This window comes from Stenotrophomonas sp. TWI602 (assembly GCF_039674045.1).
Taxonomy (GTDB): Bacteria; Pseudomonadota; Gammaproteobacteria; order Xanthomonadales; family Xanthomonadaceae; genus Stenotrophomonas.
In genome coordinates this window covers 55,641-75,792 of record NZ_JBDJMT010000008.1, presented here as the reverse complement: position 1 = coordinate 75,792, position 20,152 = coordinate 55,641, and the positions used below count along the sequence as shown (strand labels likewise).

The 20,152-nt window shown below is 66.2% G+C and carries 19 protein-coding genes; 5 read left to right on the top strand and 14 right to left on the bottom strand.

Going from position 1 to position 20,152, the window contains the following annotated elements; genetic code table 11:
• Positions 1-9 precede the first annotated feature (9 nt).
• From ABE483_RS10215 to ubiE, 3 genes are all read right to left on the bottom strand, one after another.
• On the bottom strand, positions 10-1,950 hold the full coding sequence (locus ABE483_RS10215) for a M1 family metallopeptidase (RefSeq protein ID WP_346481618.1): 1,941 nt from the start codon (positions 1,948-1,950) through the stop codon (positions 10-12).
• Between the two features lie 82 nt (positions 1,951-2,032).
• Entirely contained in the window at positions 2,033-2,899 is an 867-nt protein-coding gene (locus tag ABE483_RS10210) for a GGDEF domain-containing protein (RefSeq protein ID WP_346481617.1), read from the bottom strand.
• Between the two features lie 68 nt (positions 2,900-2,967).
• Complete coding sequence (ubiE, locus tag ABE483_RS10205; RefSeq protein WP_070471930.1) at positions 2,968-3,729, bottom strand: bifunctional demethylmenaquinone methyltransferase/2-methoxy-6-polyprenyl-1,4-benzoquinol methylase UbiE; 762 nt, start codon at positions 3,727-3,729, stop codon at positions 2,968-2,970.
• 79 nt (positions 3,730-3,808) lie between these two features.
• Here ubiE and ABE483_RS10200 point away from each other — a divergent pair, with 79 nt between their 5' ends.
• The 4 genes from ABE483_RS10200 to ABE483_RS10185 all read left to right on the top strand — a co-directional run bounded on the left by ABE483_RS10200 (position 3,809) and on the right by ABE483_RS10185 (position 5,687).
• Positions 3,809-4,261 carry a nucleoside deaminase gene (locus ABE483_RS10200; RefSeq protein WP_019186053.1) on the top strand — a complete coding sequence of 151 codons (453 nt, stop codon included), beginning with the start codon at positions 3,809-3,811 and terminating at the stop codon, positions 4,259-4,261.
• 256 nt (positions 4,262-4,517) lie between these two features.
• On the top strand, positions 4,518-4,796 hold the full coding sequence (locus ABE483_RS10195; RefSeq protein ID WP_313212399.1) for a hypothetical protein: 279 nt from the start codon (positions 4,518-4,520) through the stop codon (positions 4,794-4,796).
• 62 nt (positions 4,797-4,858) lie between these two features.
• The gene (locus tag ABE483_RS10190; RefSeq protein ID WP_313212400.1) at positions 4,859-5,191 is read left to right on the top strand and encodes a hypothetical protein; all 333 of its coding nucleotides are present in this window, start codon (positions 4,859-4,861) and stop codon (positions 5,189-5,191) included.
• Positions 5,192-5,267: 76 nt separating this feature from the next.
• A complete protein-coding gene (locus ABE483_RS10185; protein WP_313212401.1) occupies positions 5,268-5,687 on the top strand; it encodes a low affinity iron permease family protein in 420 nt (139 codons plus the stop codon).
• 42 nt (positions 5,688-5,729) lie between these two features.
• Here the strand turns inward: ABE483_RS10185 and ABE483_RS10180 are convergent, their stop codons facing one another.
• From ABE483_RS10180 to smeD, 3 genes are read right to left on the bottom strand one after another with little or no spacing between them, the layout of a single operon-like run.
• Positions 5,730-7,130, bottom strand: a complete 1,401-nt coding sequence (locus tag ABE483_RS10180) for an efflux transporter outer membrane subunit (protein WP_313219561.1) — start codon at positions 7,128-7,130, stop codon at positions 5,730-5,732.
• On the bottom strand, positions 7,123-10,269 hold the full coding sequence (gene smeE / locus ABE483_RS10175) for a multidrug efflux RND transporter permease subunit SmeE (RefSeq protein ID WP_313219560.1): 3,147 nt from the start codon (positions 10,267-10,269) through the stop codon (positions 7,123-7,125). Before smeE ends, ABE483_RS10180 begins: the two co-directional genes overlap by 8 nt.
• Positions 10,270-10,281: 12 nt before the next feature.
• Entirely contained in the window at positions 10,282-11,460 is a 1,179-nt protein-coding gene (smeD, locus tag ABE483_RS10170) for a multidrug efflux RND transporter periplasmic adaptor subunit SmeD (RefSeq protein WP_123730148.1), read from the bottom strand.
• Between the two features lie 231 nt (positions 11,461-11,691).
• On the opposite strand from smeD, the gene ABE483_RS10165 reads away from it, so the two are divergent.
• The gene (locus ABE483_RS10165) at positions 11,692-12,360 is read left to right on the top strand and encodes a TetR family transcriptional regulator (RefSeq protein WP_313212404.1); all 669 of its coding nucleotides are present in this window, start codon (positions 11,692-11,694) and stop codon (positions 12,358-12,360) included.
• A gap of 61 nt (positions 12,361-12,421) precedes the next feature.
• Here the strand turns inward: ABE483_RS10165 and hslU are convergent, their stop codons facing one another.
• The 8 genes from hslU to ABE483_RS10125 all read right to left on the bottom strand — a co-directional run bounded on the left by hslU (position 12,422) and on the right by ABE483_RS10125 (position 20,089).
• A complete protein-coding gene (gene hslU / locus ABE483_RS10160; protein WP_121039962.1) occupies positions 12,422-13,795 on the bottom strand; it encodes an ATP-dependent protease ATPase subunit HslU in 1,374 nt (457 codons plus the stop codon).
• Positions 13,796-13,943: 148 nt separating this feature from the next.
• Positions 13,944-14,495, bottom strand: coding sequence for an ATP-dependent protease subunit HslV (gene hslV, locus ABE483_RS10155; RefSeq protein WP_019183676.1), 552 nt, complete (start codon positions 14,493-14,495; stop codon positions 13,944-13,946).
• A 91-nt stretch (positions 14,496-14,586) separates the two neighbouring features.
• Positions 14,587-15,477 (bottom strand): tyrosine recombinase XerC, encoded by an 891-nt coding sequence (xerC, locus tag ABE483_RS10150; RefSeq protein ID WP_346481616.1) that lies wholly within the window; start codon positions 15,475-15,477, stop codon positions 14,587-14,589.
• 22 nt (positions 15,478-15,499) lie between these two features.
• Positions 15,500-16,177: a DUF484 family protein gene (locus ABE483_RS10145; protein WP_346463495.1), complete on the bottom strand. Its 678-nt coding sequence runs from the start codon at positions 16,175-16,177 to the stop codon at positions 15,500-15,502.
• Positions 16,174-17,028, bottom strand: coding sequence for a diaminopimelate epimerase (dapF, locus tag ABE483_RS10140; RefSeq protein WP_346481615.1), 855 nt, complete (start codon positions 17,026-17,028; stop codon positions 16,174-16,176). The genes ABE483_RS10145 and dapF overlap by 4 nt, the downstream gene beginning before the upstream one ends.
• On the bottom strand, positions 17,021-17,266 hold the full coding sequence (locus ABE483_RS10135) for a lipoprotein (RefSeq protein ID WP_019183672.1): 246 nt from the start codon (positions 17,264-17,266) through the stop codon (positions 17,021-17,023). The genes dapF and ABE483_RS10135 overlap by 8 nt, the downstream gene beginning before the upstream one ends.
• A gap of 155 nt (positions 17,267-17,421) precedes the next feature.
• Positions 17,422-17,859, bottom strand: a complete 438-nt coding sequence (locus ABE483_RS10130; protein WP_346481614.1) for a YbaN family protein — start codon at positions 17,857-17,859, stop codon at positions 17,422-17,424.
• A gap of 112 nt (positions 17,860-17,971) precedes the next feature.
• Positions 17,972-20,089 (bottom strand): S9 family peptidase, encoded by a 2,118-nt coding sequence (locus tag ABE483_RS10125; protein ID WP_346466711.1) that lies wholly within the window; start codon positions 20,087-20,089, stop codon positions 17,972-17,974.
• Positions 20,090-20,152: the final 63 nt, after the last annotated feature.

Sequence of the window (20,152 nt, the reverse complement as noted above, 5' to 3'; positions counted from 1 at the left end):
GTCTGGCGATTACGGCTTGGCCGTGCCCGCCTCGGCCTTGTCCAGCATGTCCTGCACCGAGCCCGTGGTGATCGGGTGGTAGCCCGGCTTGGCCTTGGCGAAGGCGGCCTTGGCGAAGGCCAGGCCTTCCGGTGTCTTCACCAGTTCGGCGTAGATCGGCATGATCAGCTTGCGACGGCCGACGCGCTCGATGAACGCACCGGCGGCTTCGTTCGCTTCGCTGTAGCCGCTGCGGATCGTCAACGGATACCAGCGCATCGCGATCTCGCCGTTGGCGGTACCGGTGAAGTGGTAGGCCTTGTCCAGCGCGGCCAGCTTCTCCACCGGCAGGGTCTTGCCCAGGCCGTCAATGAAGTGCACCCATTCCTGGGTGCCCCACTCGCCGGTGACCTGCGCGTTGGGCAGCGTGTTGCTGCCCTGCCAGGCGATGCGGGCGGTATCGACGATGGAGAAGTTGCGCGAGCGGGCCTTGGTCGCGAACGACGGAATGCCCGGCTCGTCCAGCCATGCCTTCAGCTCGGCGTCGCTGACGGCGCCGGGCTTCTTGGACAGCAGGTTCTTCTTCAGGTACTCGACGAACTGGTCGGTGTTCGCGCTCTGGAAGGCATGGTCATCGAACCAGCCCCGCAGGAACGGATCGAAGGTTTCGCGGCCGAAGCGCTGTTCCAGGAACTGCAGGAACCAGGCGCCCTTGACGTAGGCGACCTGGCTCAATGCCTCGTCCGGGTCACGCTCGCTCAGCGGCGGCAGGGCGAGGGCCTGGTCGGCCGCGCTCATGTCCTTCACTTCGGCGAGCAGATCGTTCTGGTCGATCTCGCGCTCCATCTCGGCCATTTCCTGGCCGTACAGCGCCTCGGTGATGCGGCCCTGCACGTAGGTGGTGAAGCCCTCGTTGAGCCAGATGTCCTTCCAGCTGGCGTTGGTCACCAGGTTGCCCGACCAGCTGTGTGCCAGTTCGTGGGCCACCAGCGAGACCAGCGACTTGTCGCCGACGATCACGGTCGGGGTAGCGAAGGTCAGGCGCGGGTTTTCCATGCCACCGAACGGGAACGACGGCGGCAGCACCAGCATGTCGTAGCGGCCCCAACGGTATTCGCCGTAGAGCTTCTCGGCAGCGCCGATCATCTTCTCGGTGTCTTCGAACTCCTTGGCGGCCTTGCCGACCATGGTCGGTTCGGCCCACACGCCGGAGCGGCCGGAGATCGGCTCGAACACCAGGTCGCCGGCGGCAATGGCCAGCAGGTAGGACGGGATCGGCTGCGGCATCTTGAAGGTGTAATCACCATCACGCGCGGCCTTGGGATCGTTGTCGGCGCTCATCAGCACCATCACGTCCGGGCGCGAGGTGACATGCGCGCTGTAGGTGAAGCGCACGCTCGGCGTGTCCTGCAGCGGCACCCAGGAACGGGCGTGGATGGCCTGGGACTGGCTGAACATGAAGGGCAGCTTCTTGCCCTCTGTCATCGACGGCTCCAGCCACTGCAGGCCCGAGGCGGTCGGTGCGGTGTGATAGGTGATCACGACCTTGGCCGGCTGATCCGGCGTCTCGATGCTCAGCTTGCTGCCGAACACCTTGTCGGCCGGTGCCAGCACGAACGGCAGCGGTGCAGCCTTGCCGTCGGCGGCGATCGCCTCGACCTTCTCCACGGTGAGCTCGCGGGTGTCCAGCACCAGCTGCTTGGCGGCCTTGTCCTTCCACTCCAGCGTGTAGGTCGCGGTGCCGCCGATCTGCTTGCTGTCGAAATCCAGCTTCAGGTCCAGCGCGATGTCCTTGACGACGACCTTGTCCGGCTCGGCGTACGAACTTTCATCGTGGCTGCGGCTGTCGGCTTTCATGGCAGTGCTCGCCGGGGCGGTGGCAGTGGGATCGACGGTCGGAGCCGCCGGTTCTTTGGAGCAGCCGGACGCCAGGGCGACGGCCAGGGGAATCAACAGGAACGGAGATCGCATGAACGGGACCGATCAGGGTGAAACGACCAGTTTACCCCCTGTCCCCGACGCCCGCGCAGGCCATGCGTGGCGGTTCGCGCATTCAGTCCTCGGCGCGCAACAGGCGCCCGCCCCCGGCGTACTTGGCCCGGTACATCGCCGCATCGGCACGCCGGTAGGCCTCGCGCAGGTCATCGCCGGGGCGATACGCGGCCGCGCCGGCGCTGGCGCGTACCGGCGGGTCGCCGGCACGCGCGGGCGCGGCCAGCTGCGCCAGCCAACGCGCCACCCGCTCGCCGGCCTCGTTGCCATCGGCGTGTACGGCCAGCAGGAACTCATCGCCGCCCCAGCGCCCGATCCAGTCCGGGCCGCGCAGCCACTGTCGCGCGGTCTCCACCAGCCGCACCAGCACCTGGTCGCCGGCCAGATGGCCGTGGGCGTCGTTGATCGGCTTGAGGTTGTCCAGATCGACCACGAACAGGGTCAGCGGACGGGCCTTCTCGCTGGCCCAGGCGGCGGAATCGGCCAGCGCCTGCTCGCAGCCGCGCCGGTTCAGGGCCTGGGTGAGCGGATCGAGCAGCACACTGCGACGCAGATCACGCAGGCCGGCGTCCACGCCATGCAGGTTGCGGTTGATGCTGCGCAGCAGCCGGCCGATCTCATCGTGGCCCAGATCGGGCAGATGCGGCAGGCGCTGCTCGTCGTAGTAGGCCTCCAGCGCATCGGCGGCCTGGCGCAGCGGCGCCATCAGGCGGTACAGCGCCATCATCGCGATCGCCGTGCCGAGCAGCGTGGCCAGCAGGACCACGCCGACCACGGTCCACATCACGCCGCGCGCGTAATGGCCGGTGGCAGCCATCCACACCAGCAGGACCAGCAGCGGCACGTGCAGGCCAAGGAAGACCACCGCCATCAGCTTGGCGGTGAACGAGCGGGGAAACACACGGGCAAGCCCGCGGTACAGACGCATGGCAGGCCCTCTTCGACAGCCTGCCTGCAGTGTGGCCGAGCTCCCTCAGCGGGAACCGGACCTCTGTCTCAAAGTTTGTAGCCGGAGTGAATCGAAACGATGCCGCCGGTCAGGTTCTTGTAATGGCAGCGCTCGAAACCGGCCTCGGCCATCATGGTTTTGAGCTGCTCCTGCGGCGGATGCTTGCGGATGCTCTCGGCCAGGTACTGGTAGCTGTCGCCATCACGCGCGAACAGCTGGCCCAGCTTGGGCAGGATCTTGAACGAGTGGAAATCGTAGATCGGCTTGAACCAGTCGGCGGTGACTTCCGAGAACTCCAGCACGCGCGCCTGGCCGCCCACCTTGAGCACGCGATGCATCTCGCGCAGGCCGGCTTCCTTGTCGGTGACGTTGCGCAGCCCGAAGGCGATCGTGACCAGATCGAAGCTCGCATCCGGGAACGGCAGCGCCTCGGCGTTGCACTGCACGTAGTTCAGGCCTGCGACCAGGCCGCGGTTGGTCAGCCGGTCACGGCCGACGGAGAGCATGCCGGCGTTGATATCGCCCAGCACCACCTCACCCTCGTCACCCACCCGCTCCTTGATCAGCGCGGCGATATCGCCGGTGCCGCCGGCCAGATCCAGCACGCGGTCGCCCGGCTTCACCTGCGCGGTGGCCACGTAGTAGCGCTTCCACGCCCGGTGGATGCCCAGGCTCATCAGATCATTCATCAGGTCGTAGCTGCGCGCGACCGAGGTGAACACTTCGCCCACCAGCTTCTGCTTGTCCTTCGCAGCGACATCGCGGAAGCCGAAATGGGTGGTGCCAGTCTTGTAGGGGGATTCGCTCATGGGGACGATTATCGCACCGCCGGCGCCGTTGCGGCAGGCCGCCCACTATCATGGGGGCCTTCACGTTCCTGGATTGCGCATGATCACCACCCCCGACTACGCCGCCCTGCTCGAAACCGCCATCGCCGAAGCCCGCCAGGGCCTGGCCGAAGGCGGCATCCCGATCGGCGCCGCGCTGTACCACAACGACGGCCGCCTGCTCGGCTGCGGCCACAACCGCCGCGTCCAGGAAGGCGACCCCTCGGTGCACGGCGAAACCGATGCCTTCCGCAAGGCCGGCCGCCAGCGCCGCTACCAGGACACCATCATGGTCACCACCCTGGCCCCGTGCTGGTACTGCAGCGGGCTGGTGCGCCAGTTCAACATCGGCACCGTGGTGGTGGGCGAGTCGGTCACCTTCCAGGGCGGCATCGAGTGGCTGCGCGAGAATGGGGTCAAGGTGATCGACATGCAGAGCCAGGCATGCATCGATCTGCTTGGCGGCTTCATCAGCGCCCATCCCGAGGTCTGGAACGAAGACATCGGCGAATAAGAAACACCACCGTTCCGCGCGGATGCGCGCGGAACCTGCCCGCGTGATGCCAATACGCAGCGCGCGGGTGCTGCAACGTTCTGAATGCTTCAGTGAGCAAGGCGGCACGCAAGGCCCTGTGCCATGGGTGTATGCACGTGACACCGTCACGCGCCGCACACCGCCGTGGGACATCGCGAACACGCCGCACTAACAACCGCGCTGCATGAACGTCTTAAGGTGGTTGCACAGGGGGCACCATCGTCGAGGAGACGTCATGCATGCCCAAACCCGCCGCACCTCCTCCGTCGAACCTGCGTTGATGGACGCGTGGGAAAGACTGCAGGTGCACTACGCACGCCACCAAAACGCCGCGCCTTTCTGGGATGCCTACCAGGCCATCCAGGAAGAGTTGACGCGGTCCCATCCTCATCATCGCGTCGCCGTCTGCAACCGGCTGGCGACGCTGGCCGAACGCCTGGGCGTGGTCCACCACGCGCATCTGCTGGGCGAACAACGGGGCGAACGCCGCCACACCGGCTCCACATCGCCATGACATCACATGCACCGCGCCCTACGCCATCATCCAGATTCCCTTCTTCCCATATTGAAGTGACCATGTCCTCCGCCCAGATCTCCATCCCTGCCGTCATCGATGTCGACGCCGAAGTCAGCTACTGGCGCCAGCGTCACGCCGACGGCAACCTCGGGACGGGCTCATTCGGCCATTACGTGCCGTGGATCAAATTCGCCTGCGATTCGCTGATCACGCAACCGCGTGCCAGTGATGAGGAGCGCGATGAAATGTTCCAGACTCATTACGCGCTGCAGATCATGCCGCGCCTGTCCGAAGACCAGGCCCGTCAGTTCGTTGACCAGTGCTGGGAACACGTTTACCTCGCCGGTCGCCAGGACCAGGCATCGCGCCCGCGGCTGCATGCCCGCGTCTGACCTGCGCCGGCTGCACAGCGCCTGCACGGCGCCCCACCAATGATGCAGGCACCTCGGCTCCCACCTGTCGTGCCTCATGAAACTGCGCAGTCTCTTCAATCTTGTCGCCAAGAAGGCGTCCTATGCGGCAGGAACGCCGTGGACCTTCCTGGCGGCGGTGACGATCGTGGTCATCTGGGCCTTGAGCGGCCCGATCTTCCGGTTCAATGACACCTGGCAGCTGGTGATCAACACCGGCACCACCATCATCACCTTCCTGATGGTGTTCCTGATCCAGCACAGCCAGAACGCGGATACCGCTGCGATCCAGATCAAGCTCGATGAGCTGATCCGCGCGACGAAAGAGGCCAACAACGAACTGCTCGATCTCGAAGAGCTGGACGAAGAGCGCCTGGAAGAAATCCGCCGCGAATACGAACGGATGGCCCGCGAAGCAGGCAGCGCATTGGATCGCGCGCGCCGCTGCCACGGCGATGGCCGGGCAGACGATCCCTGAGCGGCGCAGGTGCGGCAACGTGGCCGCACCCGCGTGGATCATTCACCCGCGCTCGTGCCAACCGCCGCCGAGCACCTTGTACAACGCGACCTGATTGGATTGCCGGGCCAGCTGCGTGCTGACCAGCGACTGCCGTGCGGTGTACGCCGTACGGCGTGCATCCAGCAGGGTCAGGAAGCTGTCCAGGCCGGCGTCATAGCGTGCCTGCGACAACCGCTGCGCCTGCTCCGCCGCCGCCACCAGCGCCTGCTGCGACGACAACTGCGCATCCAGACTCTCGTTGAGCGCCAGTGCATCGGCCGCCTCGCGGAAACCGACCTGGATCGCCTTCTCATACTGCGCCAGCGCGATATCGCGATCCGCCGTGGCCATGCCCAGATTGGCGCGCAGCTTGCCGCCCTGGAAGATGGGCAGGTTGAGCTTGGGAATGAAGCTCCACACGCGCGTGCCGCCGTCGAACAGCCCCGACAGCTCCGACGAGGCCGACCCGATGTTGCCGGTCAGGCTGATCGACGGGAAGAACGCCGCGCGCGCCGCACCGATGTTGGCGTTGGCCGAGAGCAACACGTGCTCGGCCGCCATCACGTCCGGCCGCTGCAGCAGCACATCGCCCGGCATCCCGGCCGGCAGCGGCCGCACGCTGGCGACCTCGGTCACCTCCGCCTGCGGCAGCAGCGAGGCATCGATCGGCCCACCGGCCAGCAGCACCAGCGCGTTGCGATCCTGCGCGACCTGCCCGGCAAAGCGCGCCACATCGGTGCGCGCGGTTTCCACCAGGGTACGGGTCTGGCTCAGTTCCAGCGCCGAGGCGCCACCGAGCTGACGGCGGGCCTCGGTCAGGCGCAGCGAATCCTCATAGGTGGCCAACGTCGCCTGCGCGATCCGCAGCTGCTCGCTGTCCGCGCCCAGGGTCAGCCACGCATTGGCCACCTCGGCCACCAGCGACAGCTGCGCACTGCGGCGGTTGGCCGCTTCGGCGAAGTACTGCTGCAGCGCCGCCTGGCTGAGGTTGCGCACGCGGCCGAACAGATCCAGTTCGAACTCGACCACGCCGAGGTTGGCACTGAACTGCTCGGTCACCGGGGCATCGCCGCCACTGCGGGTCATCTGCCCCTGCACACCGACCGCCGGCACGCGGTCAGCGCGCTGGATGCGGTACTGCGCCCGGGCACGCTCGACATTGAGCACGGCCACGCGCAGGTCGCGGTTGTTCTCCAGGGCGTGGGTGATCACCGTCTGCAGGCGCGGATCGACGAAGAAATCGCGCCAGCCGATGTCGGCCACCTCCATCGGTGCGGTGGTCACCGCCCCTGCGGTGGCCGTGCCCGGCCACTGCGCGGGAATCGCCGGGGCGACTTCGGTGCTGCGCGGCTCCAGCGTCGAGCAGCCGGACAGCACCAGGCTCACGGCCAGCGCCAGGCTGGCCATCATGGGCTTACGCATCGGAACCTCCGGCGTTCTTGCCGTACTTCTTGCGATTGAACACGCGCTGCACCACCACGAAGAACAGCGGGATGAAGAACACACCCAGCACCGTGCCGACCAGCATGCCGCCGAGCACACCGGTACCGATGGCCTGCTGTGCACCGGAACCGGCACCAGAGGCGATCGCCAGCGGCAGCACGCCCAGGCCGAAGGCCAGCGAAGTCATGATGATCGGGCGCAGACGGTCACGCACGGCGTGCATCGTCGCCTCGATCAGGCCGGCGCCCTTCTCCAGGTTTTCCTTGGCGAACTCCACGATCAGGATCGCGTTCTTACTGGTCAGACCGACCGTGGTCAGCATCGCCACCTGGAAGTAGATATCGCGCTCCATGCCACGCATGGTGTTGGCCAGCACCGCGCCGAGGATGCCCAGCGGGGCCACCAGCAGCACCGAGGTCGGCACGCTCCAGCTTTCATACAGCGCGGCCAGGCACAGGAACACGATCAGCAGCGACAGCGTGTACAGCAGCGGCGTCTGCGAACCGGCCTGGCGCTCCTGGTAGGACAGCGCGGTCCACTCGATGTCAAAACCGGCCGGCAACTGCTTGGCGAGCTTCTCCACTTCGTTCATCGCATCGCCCGAGGCCACGCCCGGGGCCGGCTCACCCTGGATTTCCATGGCGGACACACCGTTGTAGCGCTCCAGGCGCGGCGAACCGTAGTCCCAGCGCTGGCTGGCGAAGGCCGAGAACGGCACCATCTCACCGGCGGTGTTCTTGACCGACCACAGGTTGAAGTCTTCCGGGTTCATGCGGAACGGCGCATCGGACTGCACGTACACGCGCTTGACCCGGCCACGGTCGATGAAGTCATCGATGTAGCTGCTGCCCCAGGCCGCGGCGAGCGTGGTGTTGACCGCCTCCAGCGACAGGCCCAGCGCACTGGCCTTGCCGACGTCGATGTCGATGCGCAGCTGTGGGGTGTCTTCCTGGCCGTTGGGGCGCACGTTGGCCAGCAACTTGCTCTGCCCGGCCATGCCGAGCAGCTGGTTGCGTGCGTCCAGCAGCGCCTGGTGACCAGCACCGCTGGTGTCCTTCAGGAAGAAGGTGTAACCCGAGCCGATACCCAGTTCCGGCATCGCCGGCGGCGGGAAGGCAAAAATGAAGGCGTCCTTGATCCCACCCAGCGCGGCCATTGCACGGCCGGTGACCGGCATCGCGCCCTGGTCGGCATCACGGTCCTTCCAGTCCTTGAGCTTGACGAAGGCCATGCCCGCGTTCTGGCCCATGCCGGCGAAGCTGAAGCCCTGCACCGAGAAGATCGACTCGATCGCGTCGGCCTCGTTCTCCATGAAGTGCTTTTCAAGCTTGTCGATCGATTCCAGGGTGCGTTCCTGGGTGGCGCCGACCGGGGTCTGCACCAGCGCCATCAGGATGCCCTGGTCTTCATTGGGCAGGAACGAACTGGGCAGGCGCATGAACAGCAGGCCCATCACCAGCGCGAGCGCAGCGAACACGCCCATGAAGCGCCACGGACGGCCAAGAATGCCGCGCACGCCACGCTGATAGCCATTGCTGGAACGGTCGAAACCCCGGTTGAACGCGTTGAAGAAACGCCCCGACCAGCCCTTGTGGGCCACGTGGTGCTCGCCCTTCTTGAGCGGCTTGAGCATGGTGGCGCACAGCGCCGGGGTCAGCACGATCGCGACCAGCACCGACAGGGCCATCGCCGAGACGATCGTGGCCGAGAACTGGCGGTAGATGACGCCGGTGGCCCCGCTCATGAAGGCCATCGGCACGAACACCGCCGACAGCACCAGGCCGATGCCGACCAGCGCGCCGGTGATCTGGCTCATCGATTTGCGCGTGGCTTCCAGCGGCGAGAGTCCTTCCTCGGACATGATCCGCTCGACGTTCTCCACCACCACGATCGCGTCATCGACCAACAGGCCGATCGCCAGCACCATCGCGAACATGGTCAGCATGTTCACCGAGAAGCCCAGCGCGGCGAGGATGCCGAACGTGCCCAGCAGCACCACCGGCACCGCGATCGTGGGGATCAGGGTCGCGCGGAAGTTCTGCAGGAACAGGTACATCACCAGGAACACCAGCACGATGGCTTCGATCAGGGTCTTGATGACGCCCTTGATCGAGACCTGCACGAACGGCGTGGTGTCATACGGCACCACCGCCTTCAGGCCGGCCGGGAAGTTCGGCTCCATCTCATCCAGCGCCGCACGCACGCCATTGGCGGTGTCCAGCGCATTGGCGCCGGTCGCCAGCGTGATCGCGATACCCGACGACGGCTTGCCGTTGTAACGGGTCACGAAGTCGTACGACTCCGCACCCAGCTCGACGCGGGCAACATCGGACAGGCGCAGTTCGGCACCGTCCTGCGCGCTGCGCACGATGATGTTGCGGAACTGCTCCGGGGTCTGCAGGCGGTCCTGTGCGTTGATGGTCGCGTTGAGCTGCTGGCCTTTGATCGACGGCGCGCCGCCGAGCTGGCCGATGGCGACCTGCGCGTTCTGCGCGGTGATCGCGGCGATCACTTCGGCAGTGGACAACTTGTAGGTGTGCAGCTTGTTGGGGTCCAGCCAGATACGCATGGCGTACTTGCCACCGAACACCTGGATGTTGCCCACGCCTGGCACGCGGCTCAGCGGATCGACGATGTTGGAGCCGACGTAATCGGAGATGTCGTTGGCATCCATGCTGCCGTCTTCAGAGACGAAGCCGAGCACCTGCAGGAAGCCACTGCTCGACTTCGCGACGTTGATGCCCTGGCGCTGCACTTCCTGCGGCAGCAGCGGCATGGCCAGCTGCAGCTTGTTCTGCACCTGCACCTGCGCGATATCCGGGTTGGTCCCGCTCTCGAAGGTGAGGGTGATGGTCGCCTGGCCGTTGGCCGAGCTGTTGGACGAGAAGTAGATCAGGCCATCCAGGCCTTTCATGTTCTGCTCGATGATCTGCGTCACCGAGTCCTCGACCACCTTGGCCGATGCACCCGGGTAGCTGGCGCTGATCTCGACGGCCGGCGGTGCCACTTCCGGATACATCGACACCGGCAGCTTGAGCACCGCCAGGCCACCGGCGAGCATGATGATGATCGCAATCACCCACGCGAAGATGGGGCGATCAATGAAGAAACGTGCCATGGAATTCTCCGGTTACTGCTGGGCGGCGGGAGCCGCCGGCGCGGCGGCCGGCTTGGCCGGGGCCGCGCCCATTTCGGTGGCCTGCACGGGCATGCCCGGCTGGATCTTCTGCAAGCCTTCGACGATGACCTTGTCACCTGCCTTCAACCCGTCTTCGACCAGCCACTTGTCGCCGAGCGAACGGCTGACCTTGACCTGCCGCACTTCGACCTTGTCGTCCTTGCCGACCACCATGGCGCTGGTATCGCCCTTGGGATCGCGGGCGATGCCCTGCATCGGCACCAGGATCGCGTTGTCGCGCACGCCGCTGCCCACCTGCGCACGCACGTACATGCCCGGCATCAGCACCTGGTCCGGGTTCTCGACCTTGACCCGCAGCGCGTAGCTGCCGGTGGTCGGATCCACGCTGACTTCGGAGAATTCCAGCGTGCCCTTGTGGTCGAACTCGGTGCCGTCATCGAGCAGGATCGTCACCGGCAGGGTCTGGTTGTCCTGCAGGCGGCCGCTGGCCAGTTCGCGGCGCAGCTGCAGCAGCTCGCTGGCGGACTGGGTCAGATCGACATAGATCGGGTTCAACTGCTGCACGGTGGCCAGCGCTTCGGCCTGACCGGCACTGACCAGCGCGCCCTGGGTAACCGAGGACTTGCCGATGCGGCCGCTGATCGGCGCGGTGATGCGCGCATACCCCAGCGTCACGTTGGCCGCGTCCAGCGAGGCACGCGCGGCGCCGACATCGGCTTCGGCCTGCTTCAGCGCGGCGATCGCGTTTTCGTTGTCCTGGGTGCTGACCGCCTCGACCTTGGCCAGCTCGCCGATGCGCTTGGCGCTCAGGCGTGCGGCATTGGCGGTGGCTTCGGCGCGCGCCAGCTGGGCACGGGCGCTGTTGGCCTGGGCGCGATAGCTGGCGTCATCGAGCTGATACAGCGGCTGCCCGGCAGTGACCAGGCCGCCTTCGGTGAACAACCGCTTGGCCACGATGCCGTTGACCTGCGGGCGCACTTCGGCCACCAGGAAGGCATTGGTGCGGCCCGGCAGCTCGCGGGTCAGCCCGACCTGCTCGGCTTTCAGGGTGGCCACGGTCACCTGGCCGGGGCCGCCCTGCGGACCCTCCTGCTCACCACCGCCACAGGCGGACACGGTCAGGGCGATCGCGAGGGACAGCGCGAGAAGACGGTACGGGGTTCTGGACATGGCGGTAGGGGCTCGCAGACGGAAAAGGGCGCGCCTGCAGCCCAACTTCCGATAAAAGCGAAGAATGACGACAAACAGGCAGCAAATGACGGCAAATATCCGAAACGAGACCCGCCGGCGTGCGCAGGCAGTCCTCGCTGAGGATCAGTGGGGCGCAAATATACATACATGCATGTTTGTTTGTAAAGCGGTACAATTCAGGCCGGTTTCATCCAGCAACTGCACAGCGCAATGGCCAGAAAAACCAAAGAAGAGGCGCAGGCCACCCGCGAGGGCATCCTCGATGCGGCCCAGGTCTGTTTCCATGAATACGGGGTCGCCGGCACCAGCCTGGCGATGATCGGGGCGCGCGCCGGATTCACCCGCGGCGCGGTGTACTGGCATTTCAAGAACAAGACCGAAGTGCTGACCGCGATGATCGATCGCGAGCGCGTCCCGTTCATCGAGCGGCTACGACGCACCACCTCGGCCAAGCGCACTACACCGATCCTGGACCTGCGCTCGGCACTGCTGGTCTCGTTCCGGGAGCTGGCCGAAGACGAACGCCTGCGCAACATGATGGAAATCATGCTGCGCAATGATCTGTCGGTGGAAAGCCAGGCGATGCAGGTGCTGCAGCTGGAGGCATCGCGCGAGGAGCTGGGTATCTTCGCGGCCGCGTTCCAGCGCGCGCGCGAGTTGGGGCAGCTGCGCGAGGGGGTGGACGTGGACACGGTGGCACGCATCGTGAGCACCAGCCTGACCGGGGTGCTGTATAGCGCGATGCTGGAACCGGAGCTGTTCGAGATCCAGCGCGATGGCGCGCAGACGCTGGATGCGATCCTCAGCGCATTCGTGCAGCCGGGTGTATTCACCCCGGGCGCACCGCCGACCGCCCTGCCAACCGACGACGACGCCTGAGAAAAAAAACGGCGACACCGAAGTGCCGCCGTTCTTCCTACCACCCGATCGTTGCGTGCCGTTACAGGATGTAGCGGCTCAAGTCCGGATCCTGCACCAGCTCACCCAGGTGCGCGTCGACGTAAGCCTGGTCGATGCTGATGGTCTCGCCATCGCGGTCCGGGGCTTCATAGCTCAGCGTATCCAGCAAGCGCTCCAGCACCGTGTGCAGGCGCCGCGCGCCGATGTTTTCCTGGCGCTCGTTCACCTGGAAGGCGATCTCGGCCAGGCGGTCCACCGCATCGACCGTGAACTTCATCGAGACGCCTTCAGTCTGCAGCAGCGCTTCGTACTGCTTGGTCAGCGCGGCCTTCGGCTCGGTCAGGATGCGCACGAAGTCCTGCTTGCTCAGCGCGCCCAGTTCCACGCGGATCGGGAAACGACCCTGCAGTTCCGGGATCAGATCGCTGGGCTTGGCCAGGTGGAACGCACCGGAGGCGATGAACAGGATGTGGTCGGTCTTGATGGTGCCGTACTTGGTGGACACGTTGGAGCCTTCCACCAGCGGCAGCAGATCGCGCTGGACGCCTTCGCGCGACACATCGCCACCACCGACGTTGTCACCGCGCTTGGCGACCTTGTCGATCTCATCGATGAACACGATGCCGTGCTGCTCGCAGGCTTCGATCGCCGCGCTGCGGATATCGTCTTCGTTGACCAGCTTGCCGGCCTCTTCCTCGATCAGCAGCGGACGCGCGGCCTTGATCGACAGCGTGCGCTTCTGCGCCTTCGCACCGCCCATGCTGGAGAACATCTGGCGCAGCTGCTGCCCCATTTCCTCCATGCCTGGCGGGGTCATGATGTCCATGCTGACGTTGGCCGACACTTCCAGTTCGATCTCGCGCTCGTCCAGTTCACCGTTGCGCAGCATGCGGCGGAACTTGATGCGGGTCTCGTTGTCCTGCGCGGATGGTTCGTTGCGCGCGGCCTCGGCATCGAAGCCGATACCGGTGCTGCGGCGCGGCAGCAATGCATCCAGGATGCGGTCTTCGGCGCGCTCTTCGGCCTGGGTGCGCACGCGTACCTTGGCCTGCTCGCGGTACAGCTTGACCGCGGTGTCGGCCAGGTCGCGGATGATCTGCTCCACGTCCTTGCCGACATAGCCGACCTCGGTAAACCGAGTGGCTTCAACCTTGACGAACGGCGCATTGGCCAGCGTGGCCAGGCGACGCGCGATCTCGGTCTTGCCGACGCCGGTCGGGCCGATCATCAGGATGTTCTTGGGCATGACTTCGTTGCGCAGCTCGGCCGGCAGCTGCATGCGGCGCCAGCGGTTGCGCAGCGCGATGGCGACCGCGCGCTTGGCGTCGTGCTGGCCGACGATGTGCCGGTCCAGTTCCTGCACGATCTCGCGCGGGGTCATGGTGGCGGAAGAAACTTCAATCTTGTGCGGCATGGGTGTGCTCACGAGGATATGGGGTGGAATGACGTATCACCGGCCTGCCTGGCAGCGACGTAACGCTGATGTAGAGCCACGCCATGCGTGGCTGACCGGATACCGCAGCCACGCATGGCGTGGCGCTACCGAGCGTTGACCCTCCGGGTCAAAGCTCTTCGACCACCACGTTGCGATTGGTGTAGATGCAGATGTCACCGGCGATGTTGATCGACTCGGTGGCGATCGTGCGGGCATCCAGTTCGGTATGCGCCATCAGCGCGCGGGCGGCAGACAGCGCATAGGAGCCACCGGAACCGATCGCGATGATGCCGTCTTCCGGCTCGATCACATCACCGGTGCCGCTGATGATCAGCGAGGTGTCCTTGTCGGCGACGGCGAGCAGCGCTTCGAGCTTGCCCAGGCGGCGCTCGGTGCGCCAATCCTTGGCCAGTTCCACTGCGGCGCGCTGCAGCTGACCGTGCTTTTCCAGCTTGGCCTCGAACAGCTCGAACAGGGTGAAGGCATCGGCGGCGGCACCGGCGAAACCGGCCAGCACCTGGCCCTCCCGACCCAGACGGCGCACCTTGCGGGCGTTGCCCTTCATCACCGTGTGGCCGAGCGTGACCTGACCATCGCCGGCGACGGCGACATGCCCGTTGCGCCGCACCGAGATGATGGTGGTGGCATGAAATACGTTGGGGTTCTGACTGGGGTCCATGGAGCCTCCGGGGTGACAAAGACTGAGGTGGGGTCTCTGCCCGACGCTTCAACCCGTCCTGCCCTGCGCCCGGATGCCGCAGCGGATCGATTCAGCTTTCGTTGCCGCTCTTGCGCCGCTTGGCACGCGGGTGCGCAGCGTCGTAGACCTTGGCCAGATGCTGGAAATCCAGATGGGTATAGATCTGTGTGGTGGCGATATCGGCATGCCCAAGCAACTCCTGCACACCGCGCAGATCACCGGAGGACTCCAGGATGTGGCTGGCGAAGCTGTGCCGCAGCATATGCGGGTGCACGTGCTTGAACAGGCCCTGGCGCTGGGCGAGCTGGCGGATGCGGATCTGCACGGCGCGCTGGGTGATGGGCCCGCCCTTGCGCCCGGGAAATACCGGTGCGGTTGCCGCGCCGCCGCTGTCGGCGCGCCAGCCCTGCAGCGCGGTGCGTGCATGCGAACCGAACGGCACGCGGCGCTCGCGGTTGCCCTTGCCCAGTACGTTGACCAGCCCGGTGTCGAAATCCAGGTCGCGCCAGATCAGCGCGCACAGTTCGCTCAGGCGCAGCCCGGAGGAATAGAACAGCTCCAGCAGCGCGCGATCGCGCAGGCCGAGCGGTGCATCGGTGGGCAGTTCGACCAGCTGCACGGCTTCATCGGCGTCGAGCACCTGCGGCAGTTTGCGTGGTGCCTTGGGTGCTTTCAGGCCGGTCGCGGGATTGGCCTCGATGCGATGGTGCTTGAGCAACCAGGCATAAAAACTGCGGCAGGCAGAGAGTCGGCGCTGCAGCGACGTCGGTGACAGCCCACGGCGGTGTTCGGCAGCAATGAACTGGCGCAGCTGCGCACTGTCGAGCGTGTCGATCACCGCACTCTGCCCCTCAGCCCACGCCGCGAGTGCGTCCAGGTCGCGACGGTAGGCATCCAGCGTGTGCGCCGACATGCGGCGCTCCACCTGCAGGTGCGACAGGAAGTCCTGCGCGGTACTCACGGCGACTCCGCTCAACGGGCAGTCAGGGGGACGGGAAACGCTGCAGCGCAACGACCAGCGATTCACCCATCATGCGCAGGAACAGCGTGCCCATGCCCGGGTAGAACCGATTGCCGTCATGGCTGCCGACCGCGATCAGGCCGACACCCGGCAGCGGCAGCAGCGCGCTGGACTGCACTTCCTCGGCGCGCCCGGCGTACAGCACGGTGCTCTTTTCCGGCTGCAGGCGGCCGCAGATCGGTTCGCCGTCCTTGAGGCAATCGCGGAACACACCCAGCAGCGGGCTGCTCTCCTCGATCACCTGCAGCCACGGCGCCTGTTCCAGCCCGGAAACCGGATGCAGCACGATCAGCCGCACCAGATCCCCGGCGAAATCCTCTTCCAGCGAGGCGGCCATCGCCCGCAGGGTGTCCGCCGCCGAGTCCTGTTTCATCAGTGCCAGGGTCAGCTGGTGCGTGCGCACGGCCAAGCGCTCGTTGATCTGTGCGTTGGCGGCCAGATCGGCCAGCCGTCGCGACAGCTCACGGTTCTTGTCGCGCAGCACCTCCAGCTGGTAGCTGGCCAGTGACGCGGTGGGGCCGTCATCGCGCGGCACCACCAGGGTCAGGGCCAGATCCGGGAACTGCTTCAGGAAGGTCGGATGCCGACGCAGCCAGGCGGCTACTTCGTGCGACCCGATTTTCTCGGCGGTCTCGCTCATGCGTTCCACTCTCCATCAAAGACGAAGGCTGCGGGTCCAGACATCACGATCTGTGCATCGTCGGCCGGCCAGCGGATGCGCAGGTCGCCGCCGGGCAGCGACATCGTGGCATCGCGCTGCAGGCGGCCGCGCTGCATCATCACTACAGCCGCGGCGCACGCGCCACTGCCGCAGGCCAGGGTTTCGCCGGCGCCGCGCTCATACACGCGCAGGCGCGCATGCTGCGGACTGAGCACCTGCACGAAACCGACGTTGACCGATTTCGGGAACGAGGCGTGCTGCTGCAGCAGCGGCCCCAAACGTTCGACCGGCGCGGCATCGACCAGGCCCACTTCGATCACGGCATGCGGGTTGCCCATCGAGACCGCGCCGAAGCGCACCGTGTCGCCCTGCAGCGGCAGCAGGTATTCCTCGCGGGCGCGGGCGAAGCCGATCAGCGGCACGTTCTCCGGCTCGAAACGCGGCACGCCCATGGCCACGGCGTACTGGTCTTCGCCCAGCCGTTCGACTGCATGGGTGGTGACCGGGCTATCGATCGCGAAGGTGCTGCCGGTAGCCGCGCCATCACGCACCAGCCAGGCCGCCACGCAGCGCGCACCGTTGCCACATTGCTCGGAACGGCTGCCATCGGCATTCCAGATCCGATACGAGGCGACCGAGCCTTCCGCCTTGGGCGGCTCGATGGTCAGGATCTGGTCGCACCCCACGCCGGTGTGGCGATCGGCCAGCCGCGCGGCCAGCGCAGCATCCGGCGGTGCGCTGCCATCGCGCAGGTCCAACACCACGAAATCATTGCCGGCGCCATGCATCTTGGTGAAGCGCAGCGCCGCGGAGGTGTTCGACTTACTCATTCCCGTCATTGGCCTTCAGCGCCGGCGCTTCAACGGGATCGGGAACCACCGGGGAATCGGTATCGGCATCGGCGGCCGGCGGCGTGGCGTCGTCGGCGGCCGGTTCAACCAGCTGTTCTTCGACCGGGACCGGCTTCTGCGGCAGGACCAGCGGGCCCTTGTTGCCACAGGCCGACAGCACCAGCAGCGCCGAGGCGGCCAGCGTCAGGGAGATGAGGGTACGGGGGGATGTCTTCATCCTCCGAGTATAGCCGCGGTGTTTGGGCGCTTGGGTGCCGGCTGGATGAACGGGCAGCGCGGACATCACACCCGTGGAGGCACCCTGGTAGTGCCGGCCGCTGGCCGGCTCCCCGCACATCCTGACGGCTCATGGGTGCCGGCCAGCGGCCGACACTACCGGGGTCGGTGTGCATCCCCAGGCGGCAGCGGCCGGGTCCACAGCCACAGCGCCACGCAGGCCATGCTGCCGATGGAGAGCCATTTCACCCAGGCGACCGGCACGCACCACAACATGATGCCCGCGCACACGGCCATGGTCAGGCTCGCCATCCATTTGCCGCGGCGGCTGACCGCGCCATGCGCCCGCCAGTTGCGGATCGCCGGACCGAACTGTGGGTGTGCCAGCAGGCGGTTGTGCAGGCGCTCGGAACCGCGCGAGGCGGCCCAGGCCGAGATCAGGATGAACACCGTGGTGGGCAGGCCCGGCACGAAGATGCCGACGATGCCGGTGCCCAGGCTGACATAGGCCAGCAGCCACCACGCCCAGCGGAAACGCACCCGTCCCCGCTCAGCCGGCGCTTCGGAAACCACGGGGTGTTCGGGCCGGGACATGCCCCCAGCATAGCGACCCGGCCGGGCTGCCGCGATGGGCACCGCCTGCGGCAGCCGACGACACGGGGTCGTCGGCGTACAGCGTGCAGCGTGCAGCGTGCAGCGGCCAGCGTTACGGGGTCTGGGTGACGCCGAGCTGGTCGAGCACGAACGCGTACGACTCGGCCAGCTCGTGGTAACGCTGGAAGCGGCCGGACTTGCCGCCGTGGCCGGCTTCCATGTTGGTACGGAACACGATCGGGAAGTGGCCGGTGTTGTCATCGCGCAGCTTGGCCACCCACTTGGCAGGCTCCCAGTACTGCACCTGCGAATCCCACAGGCCGGTGCCGACGAACAGGGCCGGGTACGCCTGCCTGCTGACGTTGTCGTAGGGCGAGTACGTGAGCATGTAGTCGTAATACTCGCGCTGCTCCGGGTTGCCCCACTCGTCATACTCGTTGGTGGTCAGCGGGATGCTGGCGTCGAGCATGGTGGTGACCACATCGACGAACGGCACCTGGGCGACCATCACGCGATAGTCCTGCGGCGCCTGGTTGGCCACCGCGCCCATCAGCAGACCACCGGCGCTGCCACCGGAGGCGGCGACGCGATCCTTGGCGGCATAGCCCTGGCGGACCAGCTCGCGGGTGACATCGACGAAATCGTTGAACGTGTTCTGCTTCTTGAGCAGCTTGCCGTCCTCGTACCACGCACGGCCCATTTCCTGGCCGCCGCGGATGTGGGCGATGGCATACACCACGCCGCGATCGAGCAGGCTGACCACGGTCTGGTTGAAGCCCGGATCCATCGACATGCCGTAGCTGCCGTAGGCGTACTGGTACAGCGCGCCGGTGCCGTCCTTCTTGAAACCGTTGCGGTAGACCAGCGACACCGGCACCTTGACGCCATCGCGGGCCGTCACCCACACGCGCTCGGTGGTGTACTGCGACGGGTCATAGCCGATCACCGGCTGCTGCTTGAGCTGGCGGCGTTCACCGGTGACGGTATTGAGCTCGTAGGTGGTGGTCGGCGTGGTCAGCGAGGTGTAGGCGTAACGCAGCCACGGGGTGTCATGCTCGCTGTTGGCGGCCAACCCCATCGAGTAGGCGGGCTCATCCGCCTTGACGTAATCCTGGCGGCCATCCGGGAACAGCAGGCGCACGCGTTCCAGGCCATTGGAGCGCTCGGCGATCGCGGTGAAGCCGTCGAACAGTTCGAAGCCTTCGATCAGCACGGCGTCATCGTGCGCGACCCAGTCTTTCCATTGGCTGCGCGCGGTGGCATCGCTGGGCGCGGTGACGATCTTGAAGTTCTTCGCGTCCGCCGCGTTGGTGCGGATCACCCAACGGCCATTGAAGTGGTCGGCGTCGTATTCCACATCGCGCGCACGCGGCGCCAGTACCTTGAACGCCTGCGGGTCGGCAGCCGGGGCGTAGCGCGTTTCCGAGCTCACCGTGCTGTGCAGCTCGATGGTCAGGAAACGATCATCGCGGGTGCGGCCCACGCCCATGTAGAAGCTGTCGTCCTTCTCTTCATACACGAGCACGTCGCTGCTGGCCGGGGTGCCCAGCACGTGCTTCTTGACGCGCACGGTGAGCAGGGTTTCCGGATCATTCTCGACATAGAACAGGGTGCGGTTGTCATCGGCCCAGACCACATTGGGCGAGACGTTCTCGATGCGATCCGGCAGCACCTCACCGGTGCGCAGGTCCTTGAAGCGGATCACGTACTGGCGGCGGCCGACGTCGTCTTCGGCCCAGGCCAGCAGGTGGTTGTCCTGGCTGACATCGGCATCGCCCACGTTGAAGTAGCCCTTGCCCTCGGCCATCGTGTTGATGTCGAGCAGGATTTCTTCCGGCGCCTCCATGCTGCCCTTGCGGCGCGCCTGGATCGGGTAGTCCTTGCCGGTTTCGAAGCGGGTGTAATACCAGTAGCCGCGGTCACGCGAGGGCACGCTGGCATCGTCCTGCTTGATGCGGGCGACGATCTCCTTGTACAGGGTGTCTTCCAGCGGCTTGAGCGGGGCCACCACCTGGTCGGTGTAGGCGTTCTCCGCATTCAGGTAGGCCAGCATCTTCGTGTTTTCGCGCTTGTCGTCGCGCAGCCAGTAGTAATCGTCGCTGCGGGTCGCGCCAAAGGGAGCCTTCACCGTGTGCGGGTGCTTCTCGGCGTCGGGCGGGGTCAGCGCGGGGGCGGCGTGCACGTTGGAGGTCATGAGGCTGGCAACCAGTAAACAAAGGGCGGGTTTCACGAGATAAGGCTCCTGGCGGGGGAATGCAATGGCGTCCGTGTCCGTGCAGTCTGTGCTGGCGGG

What these genes read in the sequence shown, in the direction of transcription:
- ABE483_RS10135 (WP_019183672.1), bottom strand. Translation starts at nt 17,266, where the DNA reads ATGAAGACATCCCCCCGTACCCTCATCTCCCTGACGCTGGCCGCCTCG.
- smeE (WP_313219560.1), bottom strand. Translation starts at nt 10,269, where the DNA reads ATGGCACGTTTCTTCATTGATCGCCCCATCTTCGCGTGGGTGATTGCG.
- ABE483_RS10210 (WP_346481617.1), bottom strand. Translation starts at nt 2,899, where the DNA reads ATGCGTCTGTACCGCGGGCTTGCCCGTGTGTTTCCCCGCTCGTTCACC.
- ABE483_RS10200 (WP_019186053.1), top strand. Translation starts at nt 3,809, where the DNA reads ATGATCACCACCCCCGACTACGCCGCCCTGCTCGAAACCGCCATCGCC.
- ABE483_RS10145 (WP_346463495.1), bottom strand. Translation starts at nt 16,177, where the DNA reads ATGAGCGAGACCGCCGAGAAAATCGGGTCGCACGAAGTAGCCGCCTGG.
- ABE483_RS10190 (WP_313212400.1), top strand. Translation starts at nt 4,859, where the DNA reads ATGTCCTCCGCCCAGATCTCCATCCCTGCCGTCATCGATGTCGACGCC.
- ABE483_RS10185 (WP_313212401.1), top strand. Translation starts at nt 5,268, where the DNA reads ATGAAACTGCGCAGTCTCTTCAATCTTGTCGCCAAGAAGGCGTCCTAT.
- ABE483_RS10180 (WP_313219561.1), bottom strand. Translation starts at nt 7,130, where the DNA reads ATGCGTAAGCCCATGATGGCCAGCCTGGCGCTGGCCGTGAGCCTGGTG.
- hslV (WP_019183676.1), bottom strand. Translation starts at nt 14,495, where the DNA reads ATGGACCCCAGTCAGAACCCCAACGTATTTCATGCCACCACCATCATC.
- hslU (WP_121039962.1), bottom strand. Translation starts at nt 13,795, where the DNA reads ATGCCGCACAAGATTGAAGTTTCTTCCGCCACCATGACCCCGCGCGAG.
- ABE483_RS10130 (WP_346481614.1), bottom strand. Translation starts at nt 17,859, where the DNA reads ATGTCCCGGCCCGAACACCCCGTGGTTTCCGAAGCGCCGGCTGAGCGG.
- ubiE (WP_070471930.1), bottom strand. Translation starts at nt 3,729, where the DNA reads ATGAGCGAATCCCCCTACAAGACTGGCACCACCCATTTCGGCTTCCGC.
- ABE483_RS10195 (WP_313212399.1), top strand. Translation starts at nt 4,518, where the DNA reads ATGCATGCCCAAACCCGCCGCACCTCCTCCGTCGAACCTGCGTTGATG.
- ABE483_RS10215 (WP_346481618.1), bottom strand. Translation starts at nt 1,950, where the DNA reads ATGCGATCTCCGTTCCTGTTGATTCCCCTGGCCGTCGCCCTGGCGTCC.
- ABE483_RS10165 (WP_313212404.1), top strand. Translation starts at nt 11,692, where the DNA reads ATGGCCAGAAAAACCAAAGAAGAGGCGCAGGCCACCCGCGAGGGCATC.
- dapF (WP_346481615.1), bottom strand. Translation starts at nt 17,028, where the DNA reads ATGAGTAAGTCGAACACCTCCGCGGCGCTGCGCTTCACCAAGATGCAT.
- smeD (WP_123730148.1), bottom strand. Translation starts at nt 11,460, where the DNA reads ATGTCCAGAACCCCGTACCGTCTTCTCGCGCTGTCCCTCGCGATCGCC.